The organism is Sphingomonas folli (genome assembly GCF_019429525.1).
Classification (GTDB): Bacteria; Pseudomonadota; Alphaproteobacteria; order Sphingomonadales; family Sphingomonadaceae; genus Sphingomonas; species Sphingomonas folii.
Genome location: NZ_JAHXZL010000008.1, coordinates 22,261 through 34,476, shown reverse-complemented (window position 1 = coordinate 34,476; position 12,216 = coordinate 22,261). Strand labels below are relative to the sequence as shown.

Sequence of the window (12,216 nt, the reverse complement as noted above, 5' to 3'; positions counted from 1 at the left end):
CCAGCCTGCGGCCGGTCCCCCTCCCCGTCCCGGGGAGGATCTCAGCGCCCCCCATCAGAAATACCCCTGCTGCTTCTTCTGCTCCATGCTGGCGCCGGCGTCCTGGTCGATGGCGCGGCCCTGGCGCTCGCTGGTGGTGGTGAGCAGCATCTCGCGGATCACGTCGTGCAGCGTCGCCGCCTCGCTCTCCACCGCGCCGCTCAGGGGATAGCAGCCGAGCGTGCGGAAGCGGATCGAGCGCTCCACCGGCACCTCGCCGGGCGCGAGCGGGAAGCGCTCGTCGTCGACCATCAGCAGCAGCCCGTCGCGCTCCACCGTCGGGCGCGGCGCGGCGAAATAGAGCGGCACGATCTCGATCCGCTCGCGCGCGATATACTGCCACACGTCGAGCTCGGTCCAGTTGGAGATCGGGAAGACGCGCATGCTCTCGCCCTTGGCGTGGCGTGCGTTGTAGAGCTGCCACAATTCGGGGCGCTGCGCCTTGGGGTCCCAGCGGTGCGTCGCGCTGCGGAACGAGAAGATGCGCTCCTTGGCGCGGCTCTTCTCCTCGTCGCGACGCGCGCCGCCGAACGCCGCGTCGAAGCGGTGCAGGTCGAGCGCCTGCTTGAGCCCCTCGGTCTTCCACAATTCGGTGTGGAGCGCGCCATGGTCGAACGGGTTGATCCCGCGCGCCAGCGCCTCGGGGTTGCGGTGGACGATCAGCTCCATCCCGGCCTCGCGCGCGGCACGGTCGCGCAGCGCGTACATCGCCCGGAACTTCCAGGTCGTGTCGACGTGGAGCAGCGGGAAGGGCGGCGGCGCGGGATAGAAGGCCTTGCGCGCGAGATGCAGCATCACCGCGCTGTCCTTGCCGATCGAGTAGAGCATCACCGGCCGCTCCGCGACCGCGACCACCTCGCGCAGGATATGGATGCTCTCGGCCTCGAGCCGGTCGAGGTGGGTCAGCGTCATCGTCGGGCGGCTCTCAGCGGAGGTAGGGGCGCAGCGGCGCGGGCTGGTAGCCGCCGGTGGCGACGAAGCCGGCGTTGCGATAGCCCGGCTTGCCGTAGGTGAAGGGCGCGCCGTCCACGTCGAGCGTGCGCCCGCCCGCGGCGCGCAGCACCGCGTCGCCCGCGGCGGTGTCCCATTCCATCGTCGGCCCCGTGCGCGGGTAGACGTCGGCCTCGCCGCACGCGACCAGCGCGAACTTGAGGCTGGAGCCCACCGCGACGCGCTCGTGCACCCCGCCGGCGTCGAGCCACTCGTCGAGCCCGGGCATCGCGTGGCTCTTCGACGCCACCGCGCAGGGCGCGCCACCGCAGGCGCGGACGCGGATCGACCGCGCCGGTCCGCGCCGGCCGCCGGGCGCGCGCGCCGCGGTCCAGGCGCCCTGCTCGACGTCGCCCCAGTAGAGCGTGTCGCGCGCGGGGGCATAGACCACGCCCATGGTCGGTACGCCGTGCTCGACCAAGGCGATGTTGACGGTGAAGTCGTCGCCGCGGCGGACGAACTCCTTGGTGCCGTCGAGCGGGTCGACCAGGAAGAAGGCGTCCGCTACCGCGGGGATGTCGCCCGCGGCGGCCTGTTCCTCGGCGACGACGGGGATGGCGGGCGCCACCGCGGCGAGCCCGGCGAGGATCGCGGCCTCGGCGTCGCGGTCGGCGGCGGTGACGGGGCTCTCGTCGCTCTTGTGCATGACGGCGCAGCCCGCGGTGAAGTGGCGCCACACGATGTCGCCCCCCGCCTCGGCGAGCGCGACGATCGCGGCGAGCAGCGCGGGACGGTCGGTGATGTCGGTCATAGGCATCATATGTGGCGTGGCGCGCGCGCCGGGACCAGCAAGAATAAGCGCGATCCTCCGCAAGTTGGGGTTGGGCGCGCGTGCTAGGGCGGGCGGGGTACGCCGTTTGGGAGCGGCGGCGGGTGCGAGGCGGGGCGAGCGACTTGGCGCACGCTTCCGCCGATCTGGGAGTTTCGCTGGCCGAGATGCGCGCCCCTCGGCCGCGGCGCTCCTAGAGGAGGGGCGAGTGCCCCTCGCCCGGGCGCGATCGCTCACCTCTCACCGGAAGCCATGATGCAGCAGGCCACCTTCCCCGACGCCGCGATCGATCGTACCGTGATCCTGCTCACCACCTTGGTCGGCGGCGCGGTCAGCTCGCTCGTCAAGTCGGGCACGGAGGCCCCTATGCCGCCCCGCGTGCCCGGCGAGGTCTCGCCCCCGGCGGCGCATCTCGACGCCTGGCTGGGCCGCGCCGGGGTCGACTGGCACGCGCTCGACTATTGGTACCAGTCGGTGAAGGTGCCGGGCGCGGTGATGCTGTATCATTGGGGGTTCAGCTTCGTCTTCGCCTATGCCTACGTCGCTCTGGCGGCGCGCTGGCCCGCGGTGCGGAAATGGTATGGCGCCGCCTACGGCCTGGCGATCACCGCGGTGATGCACGGGCTGCTGATCCCCGCGCTCGGCTTCCGCCATCCCGCCTATGCGCCGGGCACGACGGGCTGGCTGTGGAACCTCAACGGCTATGAGCTGTGGAGCGAGCTGGTCGGCCATGTCTGCTGGTCGATGTCGATCGAGATCTGCCTGATCGCGGTGCTGGCGCAACGCTGGGGCACGGCGCGGGCGGGGTGAGGCTCTCCGATCGCAGGGGGTGTCCTCCCTCGAAGCCGAGCCGTGCTCCGGCGAACGCCGGAGCCCAGGCCCCCACGGGCGACGCTCGCGGCCCTGGGCTCCTGCGCGCGTAGGAGCACACCGGTGGTTCGAACCAACTGGGTTAGGCCTTGGAGCGCTGGAACCTTGGACGCCTAGAGCGCGCGAAGGGCATCGCGCCCTGCCGCCCCGCCGCTACCGTCCCCGCCGCCGGAACGAGCCGCGCGCCACCAGCACGCCGAGCGCCAGCAGCACCAGCGGCGCCAGCCACAGCGGCAGCGTCGCGCGCGACACCGGCGGGTCGTAGCTGACATAGTCGCCGTAGCGCGCGATCAGCCAGTCGCGCACCTGGCGGGGCGTCTCGCCCGCGGCGACTCGCTGGCGCACCAGCGCGCGCATCTCGCCCGCCATGTCGGCGTCGCTGTCGGCGATCGACTGGCCCTGGCAGACGAGGCAGCGCAGCGTCTCCATCAGCGCGCGCGCGCGGCGCTCCTGCTCGGGGTCGCGCAGCTGGGTGTAGGCGAGCGGCGGCAGCGCGGTCTGCGCCACCGCGGGCGCGGCGAGCAGCAGCGCGAGCGACGCGACGGCGCGCCTCATCGCGGCGAGCGCGCCTCGGCCAGCGCCCGGAGCAGCGCGGGCACGTCGTCCGCGCGGATGTCGCCGACGTGCTGGAGCCGGATGACACCCTGCCCGTCGACCACGAAGGTCTCGGGCACGCCCGACGAGCCGAGCGCGAGCTGGAGCCGGCTGTGCGGGTCGCTGCCGACGCTGGCATAGGGGTCGCCGTGGCGCTGGAGGAAGGCGGCGACATCGGCGGGCGTGTCCTTGATCGCCACCGCGTCGATCGGCACACCGGCGGCGCGCAGCGTCAGCAGCTGCGGCGCCTCGGCGACGCAGGGCACGCACCAGCTGGCGAAGACGTTCAGCAACCGCGGCGTGCCGCGACGGAAGTCGGCGCTCGACACGCCGGGCTTGCCTGGCGCGATCGCGGGCAGCGTGAACTCAGGCAGCGGCTTGCCCACCATCGCGGAATAGACGGTGCGGTCGGCCGGGCGCCACAGCCCCCACAGCACCACCGCCAGCACCAGGCCGAAGGCGCAGAGCGGCAGCCACAGCAGCCAGCGCGCGCGCCGTGGCCCCGCCCCGGTCGCGGTCTCGCCCGCGCTCATGCCGCGCCCCAGGCCGTCGCCTCGGCGAGGTCGTCGGCGCGGCGGCGCTGGCGCCACAGCCGCCACTGATGCCCGACGAGGGCGAGCGCGCCGCCCAGCGCGATCAGGAAGCCGCCGAACCAGATCAGCGTCACCATCGGCTTCCACCACAGCCGCAGCTGCCAGCGCCCGTCCTCGCCGAGCGTGCCGAGCACCGCGTAGAGCTGCCCGTCCCAGCGCGTCAGGATCGCGCTCTCGTTGGTGGTGGTCACGGGCGTGGTGAAATAGCGCACCTGCGGGCGCAGCACCGCGACCGGCGCGTCGTCGAGCGTCACCGCCAGCCGGCCCTCGAGCGCGGTCCAATTGTCCCCCACCAGCGGGCGCACGCCCTCCAGCCGGACGGTGAAGCCCGCGACGCGCGCGGGGTCGCCGGTGCCGACCGCGACCAGCCGCTCCTGCGTGTAGGCGGTGCTCGCCGCCATGCCGATCAGCGCCACCGCGACGCCGAGATGCGCCACCACCATGCCCCACAGCTGGAGCGGCGCGCGGCGCAGGTCGCGCTTGGCCAGCGGCGCGACGCTCGCCACCGCCAGCCCGACGCCGAGCGCGATGCCGAGCAGCGGCAGCGGCGCGATCGGCCCGCCCAGCACGAAGGCGCCGACGCCCGCGAACAGCGTGGCGGCGATCGCGGGGAAGAGCCGCTGCGCCACCTCGCCCGCCTCGTCGCGGCGCCAGCGCATCACCGGCCCGGCGGCGAGCACCGCGACGAGCAGCAGCGCCACCGGCCCCGCGGTCGAGTCGAAGAAGGGCGGCCCGACCGACAGCTGCACCCCCATGGCGGCGGCGACGATCGGGTAGAAGGTGCCGATCAGCACGATGCCGAGGATCACGGTGAGCAGCAGGTTGTTCGCCACCAGCGCGCCCTCGCGGCTGACCGCCTCGAACAGCTTGCCCTGGCGCACGGTGCCGATCCGCAGGCCGAACAGCAGCAGCGCGCCGCCGATGTAGATCACCAGCAGCGCCAGGATGAAGGCGCCGCGGCGCGGGTCGACCGCGAAGGCGTGGACGCTCGTCAGGATGCCCGAGCGCACCAGGAAGGTGCCGATCATGCTCATCGAGAAGGCTACCACCGCCAGCATCACGGTCCAGGCGCGCAGCCCGTCGCGCGTCGCCAGCACGCTCACCGAGTGGAGCAAGGCGGTCGCGGCGAGCCACGGCATCAGGCTGGCGTTCTCGACCGGGTCCCAGAACCACCAGCCGCCCCAGCCGAGCTCGTAATAGGCCCAGTAGCTGCCCGCGGTGATGCCCAGCGTCAGGAAGATCCAGGCGCCGAGCACCCAGGGACGCATCGCGCGCGCGAAGCCGGTGCCAACGTCTCGCGTCACCAGCGCGCCCACCGCGAAGGAGAAAGCGACCGACAGCCCGACATAGCCGGCGTAGAGCGTCGGCGGGTGGAAGGCGAGCCCGGGGTCCTGCAGCAGCGGGTTGAGCCCGGCGCCATCGGCGGGCGCCGGGTCGAGCCGCGCGAACGGGTTGGAGGCGAACAGCAGGAAGGCGTAGAAGCCGAGCGCGATCGTCGCCTGCGCCGCCAGCGTCGCCACCAGCGTGTCGGCGCGCAGGCGGTGCTCCAGCCGCGCCACCGCCGCGCCGGCGAGGCCGAGGATGGTCACCCACAGCAGCATCGAGCCCTCGTGGTTGCCCCAGGCGCCCGCGAACTTGTAGAGCCAGGGCTTCATCGAGTGGCTGTTGGCGGCGACGAGCGCGACCGACATGTCCGAGGCGAGGAAGGCCGCGATCAGCGCCGCCATCGCGACCAGCGCGAGCGCGCCCTGCACGGTCGCGACCGCGCGCACCGTGGGGGCGGCACGTGCGGCGTCGGCGCCGGGTTTGAGCGCGAGCGCGCCGAGGACGAGCTGCGCCAGCGCGAGCGCGGCGGCGAGCCACAGGGCGACGAGGCCGGTCTCGGCGGTCATGCGAGGAGGGACGCGGGCGACACGCGCACGGCTGTAGCGGCGCGGCGCGGGAGCGTCGAGGCGGATCGGCTGAGCCCGCCGGTGACGCCCCAGATCCTCCCCGGCACGGGGAGGGGGACCAGCCGCAGGCTGGTGGAGGGGGGCTGCCGCAGACGAGCCGCTGCGCGGAGAGCCCCTCCACCACCGGCCTGCCACCGGCGCTCCCCCTCCCCGCTCCCGGCGAGGATTCGCCCCTTCAATCTCCGCCAATCTGGCGGCAGCCTTGTTTCCGCCATGGTCCGGCTGCGATCCCGCGCGCTTTGGCGGCTTGGCTGCGCGCGATCCAACGGAGCGACACGATGCCGGGCGAGCGGGTGAGGATGCTGACATGGGGCGCCGCCGCGCTCGCCACCCCCGCGAGCGCGCAGGAGCCCGCGCCCGAGCCCCCCGCCAGCGCCAACCCCGACGTGGTCGTCGCGGCGCGACGGCCGCCCGGCTCGGCGATCGGCGCCAACGACCCCGTGGCGGTGCTCGATCAGCGCGCGCTGCGCTCGCTCGGCGTGACGGGATTGAAGGAGATCCTCGATCGGCTGCGCCCGCTCACCGCGGGGATCGCCGGGGGTGACCCCGTGATCCTCCTCAACGGGCGCCGCATCAACGGCTTCGCCCAGATCGAGGCGATCCCGCCCGAGGCCATCGAGCGGGCCGAGATCCTGCCCGAGCAGGACGCCGCGCGGTTCGGCTACCCGCCCACGGTTCGCGTGCTCAACCTGATGACCGTGAAGCATTTCCGCTCCACGGTGGCGCAGCAGCTCGCGGGCACCAGCACGCGCGGGGGCGGCGCGACCCACTATGCCGAGGCGACCGCGACGCGGATCGACCTGTCGCGCCGCGCCACGCTGCAGGTGTCGCACTTCCGCCAGCTGCCGGTGCGCCAGGCGCAGCGCGCGATCGCGCCCGCACCGGTGCCGCTCGCGGGCGGCGGCAGCGCCGACGTCGGCGCGGGGCGATATCTCCAGCCGCTGACCGACACGCTGCGGGTCGACGCCACCGCGGCGCGCCCGATCGGCGCGCACGTCGACGCGGACCTCGCGCTGCGCATGGAGGCGACGCGCAACCTGCGACGGAACGGCCTCGCCCCGGTCCTGGGCGACACGGCGGACGGCGCGGGCGACGGCCTGTACCTTCCCGGCAGCTCGCTGCGCCAGCGCGACACCGCGATGACGCTGCGCGGCAACGCCGGGCTCCACGGCAGCGCCGGGCGCTGGATCTGGGACGCGACCGGCGGCTACGAGCGGGTGCGCGGCGCGGTCACCGCGGAGCAGGCGCGCGCGCGGGACGATCCGGCGCGCGTGCTGGCGTCGCGCGGCCGCTCGCTCACCGGCACCGCCAACGCCAAGCTCACCGCGAGCGGCCCGCTGCTGCGGCTGCCCGCGGGCGAGCTGCTGGTCACCACCAGCGCCGACCTCGCGCGCTCGACCAGCGGCGGCGAGACCGAGGCGGACCCGCCGCTCCAGGTCGCGCCGGTGCCGCGGCTGCACCGCACCACCGCGGGGGCGAGCGTCAGCGCGGTGCTGCCGATCGCGGCGGCGAGCGAGGGCGTGCTCGCGCCGCTCGGCCGGCTCGCCGCCACGGGCACGCTCGGCGTCAGCCGCGTCACCGGCTTCGGGCGGCTGACCAGCCTCAACTATGGCGCGACCTGGCAGCCGACGCGCGCGATCGAGCTCAGCGGCTCGGTCAACCTGGCGCAGACCGCCCCGCCGATCACCTCGCTCGGCGCGGCCGCGGTGATCGTGCCCAACGTGCCGGTGTTCGATTATGCCAGCGGCACCAGCGTGTTCGTCGACGCTCTGTACGGCGGCAACCCGGCGCTGCCGCCCGAGCGAGCGCGCGTCGCCACGTTGGCCGCGGCGCTGCGCCCGTTCGCCGAGCGCCCGTTCGACCTGCGGCTGGAATATGTCGCCACCCGCACGCGCGACCGCACCGTCACCCCGGTGAGCGGCGACTCGCGCTTCCAGGCGGCCTTCCCCGACCGCTTCGGGCGTGACGCCGCGGGGCGGCTGGTGCGGCTCGACCTGCGCCCCGCCGCGGTGGCGGAGGAGGACGAGCGGCGGCTGCGCGTCACGCTCAACCTGTTCACCGAGCTCGGCCCCAAGCCGCCTTCGCCGCCCGCCACGCCTGACCCCAACGCGCCGCCGCCGAGGCCGCCGCGGCCGCGGCCGAGCGTCTATGTGACGGGCAGCGCGAGCTGGCGGCTGTCCGACCGGCTGACCCTGCTGCCGGGCCAGCCGGCGCTCGACCTGCTCGACGGCGCCACGCTGGACGGCAACGGTGGGCGGCCGCGGTGGGAGGTCGAGGGCAACCTCGGGGGGAGCTACGGCCCGGCGTCGCTGGGCCTCTTCGCGCGGCTGCAGGGGTCGACGCGGGTGCGCGACCTGCTGCCCGCGGCCGACCTGCGCTTCTCCGGGCGCGACTGGCTGGTGCTATACGGCAACCTCGACGCCGAGAAGCTGGTGGCCAGGCCCTGGGCGAAGCGATTGTCGGTCTCGTTCACGGTCGAGAATCTGATCGACGATCGCATCGCGGTGCGCGACCGGCTCGGTGCCACGCCGCTGCGCTTCCAGCCCGGTCTGATCGACCCGGTCGGGCGTTCGATCCGGCTGGGCGTGCGCAAGCTGTTCTGACCGGGCGACGCGACGGCGCGCCCGACGGCTCACCCCAGCACGCGCGCCAGGATCGCGGCGTTGCGCTCGACCAGGGCGGCGTCGCGCGCCGCGGGCGCGGTGAAGATCGCCCCGTCGAGCGCGGTGTCGGCCGGCGCGGGCGAGCGCTCCGGCGGCAGCGCGCGCGCCAGCGCCGACACCGCCGCGCGCGCCACCCGCCCGTTCGCCGCCGCCTGCGCCACCACCGCGGCGAGATCGACCGCGGGCCCCTCGTCGCGCCATGAGTCATAGTCGGTGACCATGCCGACCAGCGCGTAGGGCAGCTCGGCCTCGCGCGCGAGCCGCGCCTCGGGCAGCGCGGTCATGCCGATCACGTCGCAGCCCCAGTCACGGTACAGCCGGCTCTCCGCCCGGCTCGAGAACATCGGTCCCTCCATCGCCAGATACGTCGCGCGCTCGGCCACGCGACCGCCCGCCGCGGTGACCGCCGCCGCCGCCAGCGCGGAGAGCCGCTGGCACACCGGGTCGGCGAAGCTGACATGCGCCACCAGCCCGCTGCCGAAGAAGGAGGCGGGGCGCGCGACGGTGCGGTCGACGAACTGGTCGACCAGCACGAACGTGCCCGGCGCCAGCTCGTCGCGCAGCGAGCCGACCGAGGAGAGCGCGACCAGGTCGGTGCAGCCGGCGCGCTTGAGCGCGTCCACGTTGGCGCGCGCGGGGATATCACCGGGGGCGAGCCGGTGGCCGCGACCGTGGCGCGGCAGGAAGCGCACCGCGACGTCGCCGAGCCGGCCGAACAGGACCCGGTCGCTCGGCGCCCCCCACGGCGTCGCGACGTCGCGCCACTCGGCCTCTTCGAGCCCGTCGATCGCGTACAGGCCCGAGCCGCCGATGATCCCTATCGTCCATTGCGCGTTCATCATCGTTCCTCGATAGTCTCGGCCATGCGTTCCCCTCTTCTCGCCGCGCTCGCGCTGCTCGCCCCGGCCGCCGTGGTCATCCCCTCCCTCGCCGATGCCGCGACCCCGATCGCGGGACGCTATGTCACCGAGGACGGCGCGGGCGTGGTCACGGTCGGGCCGTGCGAGGGCAGCGTCTGCGGCAGGCTCACCACCATCCTCAGGAAGCGCCCGGGGGCGCCCGACACCGACGTCAACAATTCCGACCCGGCGCTGCGCACGCGCCCGGTGCTGGGCATGCCGATCCTGTCGGGCTTCACCGACGAGGGCAAGGACTGGCGCGGCAAGATCTACGATCCCCGCAACGGCAAGACCTACAAGTCGATCGTCGCGCGCAACGCCGACGGCACGCTCAACGTCAAGGGCTGCATCGCCTTCTTCTGCCAGACCCAGGTGTGGAAGCCAGCAAAATGAACGCGATTTAGGGTGCTTAGCTCTCGCCGATAGGGTAGCATCGCTGCCTCACTGCGGGAGGATTCGAGATGCGCCATCGTCTGATCATCGCGACCGTGCTGGCCATGCCGTTGATCGCGCTCCCGGCCGGCGCGCAATATCGCAACGGCAGCGGACTGGTGATCGACACGCCAGCGAGCGCGCCGCGCTTCGAGCCGGCGCCGAACATCATCACCTCGGCGGTCACGCCGACGATGCGCCGCCAGCGGCTCGCCGCCGCCGCCGCGCTTCGGAGCGAGGTCGGCCAGATGCTCGCCGCGCAGGATGGGCAGCTGAGCAGCGAGCAGGTAGCCTACGTCCGCCAGCGCGTGCGGCGGATCAACGGCGAGCGACTGAGCCGCGGGATCGCTCGTCCCGACCGGGCGACCCCTTAGATCGCTCCACCGCGCGGCGCTCCGCCCGGCTCAGGCGGCGAGGCGGAAGTGGAACAGCCGGCTCGGCCCGTCCTCGGGCAGCAGGTAGAGGTCCTGTCCCTGGATGGCCATGCCCTCCCCCGTATAGGGCCCGCCGCGCCCGAACGGTCGCACCGGCCCGATCGCGCCGGCGCGCAGCGTACGACGCGGCGCGAGCGAGGGCCAGTCGAGGAAATCGACGGTGCCGCTCCACAGGTCGAGGTTGCCGCTCGCGACCAGCGCGCCGTCGACGAACTTCATGTCCTGATAGTGGGTCGCCGAGGGGTTGGGCACGGCGCGTACCGCTGTCGGGTCGGTCAGGTCGATCACGTAGAGCAGCCGGCTGTCCCAATTGCCCGCCACCAGCCGGCCGTCGGGCGCGACCGCGACGCAGCCGAGATGGTCGGCGACGCGCAGGCGGCGGCGCACGCGCAGCGTCGCGGCGTCGAGCTCGACGAGTATCGCCGAGCTGTTGGGGCGCATCTCCGCCACGGGCACCCACAGGCTGCCGTCGTGTAGGGAGAGCCCGCCGGGATGGTAGCGCGCGCCGTCGGTGAGCTCGACGCGGCGCAGGAACCGCCCCGTGGCACGGTCGAACTCGTGGAGGTAGCCGCGCCGCGCGGCGCCGTCGACCGAGGTGACCCAGATGCGGTGCGCGCCGACCTCGACCCCCTGGACGTGGTACAGCTCGCCGTCGAGCGCGAGCGCGCCGAGCAGCTTCGCGTCCTCGACCGCACCGTCGAACCGCTCGGACGCACCCGCCACCGACAGTCCGGAGAGCAGCAGCAGCGCCGCGGTCACCGCCGCTCGTCCCGCCCGCCGCCCGATCGCGCGCCTATCGATCGCGCCCCTACCGATCGTCGTCCGCCCCATCTGCGCCTCCGCCGCCGCGTCCCCGCGCCGCCCTTGGCAGGCCGATGTGTCAGCGACGCTGAGCTTTGGTTGCAGTTCGGCGGCAGCGCGCCGCTGTGGGTCGCCGAGGGTGAGCATCCGGCTGACCCGCGGACGAGAGTCGATCGTCGATCGTTTGTAAGGATCCGAGCGGCCGGGGCGCCGTCCGTCCAATCGGACGCCGCCGGGATGCGCTACGGTGGCGCCGCCGGGGGAGAACGGCGGGCGCCCGATCGAGCAGGTCAGCGGCGCGGGAGGGAGACGGACGATGATGCCCTATCGTCGCGCGCACTGGGCGGTGCTGCTGCTTTTGCCGCTGATCCTGCTGGCGTTCTGGCCGGGCTATTTCGGCGCGCTGCGCGCCGCGCCGCTGGCGCTCCACGCGCACGGGCTGAGCGCCACCGCCTGGCTGGTGCTACTCGCGGTCCAGCTCTGGGCGATCCACGATCGCCGCGTCGCGCTGCACCGCGCCGCGGGACTCGCGCTGTTCGCCCTGGTGCCGCTCTTCGCCGGCGCCAGCCTGGCCGCGGTGCAGGGCGGCGTCGCGCTGTTCGCGGCGCGGAGTGACCCGTTCCACGCCAGCTTCGGCGCCCGGCTCGCGCTGGTCGACCTGCTCGCGCTCGTCACCTTCGTCGCGCTGGTGCGTCAGGCGCTGCTGGCGCGGCGACAGGTACGCGCGCACGCCGCGGCGATGCTCGCCACCGTGCTGCTGGTCCTGCCGCCGATCCTGGGGCGGCTGTTCCCCGCGATCCCGGGCTTCTTCGACTGGGAAGTGGCGGGGCACAGCGGCTTCGCGCTGTCGTTCCAGCTGGCGATGCTCGCGGCGACCGCCTGCGCGCTGATCCTGTACCGCGGACGGCCGGACGGCGGCGCCTTCCTCGCGGTGGCGGTCTCGCTCCTGCTCCAGGCGGTGGCGTTCGACACGGTCGCGGCCGGCGCGACCTGGGCCGCGGCGGCGCGCGCGCTGCTCGGCGTCCCCGCACCGCTGCTGTTCGCCGCCGGCGCGCTGATCGCGGCCGGGGCGCTCGCCGAGGGGTGGCTGCGCGTCCCGCCGCGCGCGCGGAAGCGGCTGGGGATGGCCTAGCCACCGCCGCGTCCCACGCGACGGCCCGGGCGCCCGCTCGCTTCACCT

General features: G+C 74.2%; 12 protein-coding genes. 5 read left to right on the top strand and 7 right to left on the bottom strand.

Features of this window, described 5'->3' with window-relative positions:
• Positions 1–54: 54 nt before the first annotated feature.
• Both cysD and cysQ read right to left on the bottom strand, forming a co-directional pair.
• Positions 55–951, bottom strand: a complete 897-nt coding sequence (cysD, locus tag KZ813_RS12995; protein WP_219755420.1) for a sulfate adenylyltransferase subunit CysD — start codon at positions 949–951, stop codon at positions 55–57.
• A 13-nt stretch (positions 952–964) separates the two neighbouring features.
• Entirely contained in the window at positions 965–1,780 is an 816-nt protein-coding gene (gene cysQ, locus KZ813_RS12990) for a 3'(2'),5'-bisphosphate nucleotidase CysQ (protein WP_219755419.1), read from the bottom strand.
• 273 nt (positions 1,781–2,053) lie between these two features.
• On the opposite strand from cysQ, the gene KZ813_RS12985 reads away from it, so the two are divergent.
• Positions 2,054–2,608 carry a DUF1440 domain-containing protein gene (locus KZ813_RS12985; protein ID WP_219755418.1) on the top strand — a complete coding sequence of 185 codons (555 nt, stop codon included), beginning with the start codon at positions 2,054–2,056 and terminating at the stop codon, positions 2,606–2,608.
• 213 nt (positions 2,609–2,821) lie between these two features.
• Here KZ813_RS12985 and KZ813_RS12980 read toward each other — a convergent pair whose 3' ends face one another.
• The 3 genes from KZ813_RS12980 to KZ813_RS12970 are packed head-to-tail and all read right to left on the bottom strand — an operon-like array spanning position 2,822 to position 5,747.
• Positions 2,822–3,223: a cytochrome c-type biogenesis protein gene (locus KZ813_RS12980; protein WP_219755417.1), complete on the bottom strand. Its 402-nt coding sequence runs from the start codon at positions 3,221–3,223 to the stop codon at positions 2,822–2,824.
• On the bottom strand, positions 3,220–3,795 hold the full coding sequence (locus KZ813_RS12975; protein WP_219755416.1) for a DsbE family thiol:disulfide interchange protein: 576 nt from the start codon (positions 3,793–3,795) through the stop codon (positions 3,220–3,222). Before KZ813_RS12975 ends, KZ813_RS12980 begins: the two co-directional genes overlap by 4 nt.
• The gene (locus KZ813_RS12970) at positions 3,792–5,747 is read right to left on the bottom strand and encodes a heme lyase CcmF/NrfE family subunit (protein ID WP_219755415.1); all 1,956 of its coding nucleotides are present in this window, start codon (positions 5,745–5,747) and stop codon (positions 3,792–3,794) included. The genes KZ813_RS12975 and KZ813_RS12970 overlap by 4 nt, the downstream gene beginning before the upstream one ends.
• 299 nt (positions 5,748–6,046) lie before the next feature.
• Between KZ813_RS12970 and KZ813_RS12965 the strand changes: the two genes are divergently transcribed.
• Positions 6,047–8,410 (top strand): TonB-dependent receptor domain-containing protein, encoded by a 2,364-nt coding sequence (locus KZ813_RS12965; protein ID WP_219755414.1) that lies wholly within the window; start codon positions 6,047–6,049, stop codon positions 8,408–8,410.
• Positions 8,411–8,439: 29 nt separating this feature from the next.
• Here the strand turns inward: KZ813_RS12965 and KZ813_RS12960 are convergent, their stop codons facing one another.
• A complete protein-coding gene (locus KZ813_RS12960; RefSeq protein WP_219755413.1) occupies positions 8,440–9,309 on the bottom strand; it encodes a phosphorylase family protein in 870 nt (289 codons plus the stop codon).
• A 24-nt stretch (positions 9,310–9,333) separates the two neighbouring features.
• Here KZ813_RS12960 and KZ813_RS12955 point away from each other — a divergent pair, with 24 nt between their 5' ends.
• Both KZ813_RS12955 and KZ813_RS12950 read left to right on the top strand, forming a co-directional pair.
• Complete coding sequence (locus tag KZ813_RS12955) at positions 9,334–9,762, top strand: DUF2147 domain-containing protein (RefSeq protein WP_219755412.1); 429 nt, start codon at positions 9,334–9,336, stop codon at positions 9,760–9,762.
• Positions 9,763–9,830: 68 nt separating this feature from the next.
• Positions 9,831–10,175 (top strand): hypothetical protein, encoded by a 345-nt coding sequence (locus KZ813_RS12950; protein WP_219755411.1) that lies wholly within the window; start codon positions 9,831–9,833, stop codon positions 10,173–10,175.
• 30 nt (positions 10,176–10,205) lie between these two features.
• Here KZ813_RS12950 and KZ813_RS12945 read toward each other — a convergent pair whose 3' ends face one another.
• Complete coding sequence (locus tag KZ813_RS12945) at positions 10,206–10,994, bottom strand: DUF6454 family protein (protein WP_219755410.1); 789 nt, start codon at positions 10,992–10,994, stop codon at positions 10,206–10,208.
• 358 nt (positions 10,995–11,352) lie between these two features.
• Between KZ813_RS12945 and KZ813_RS12940 the strand changes: the two genes are divergently transcribed.
• The gene (locus tag KZ813_RS12940) at positions 11,353–12,168 is read left to right on the top strand and encodes a hypothetical protein (RefSeq protein ID WP_219755409.1); all 816 of its coding nucleotides are present in this window, start codon (positions 11,353–11,355) and stop codon (positions 12,166–12,168) included.
• The last annotated feature ends 48 nt before the right edge of the window (positions 12,169–12,216 follow it).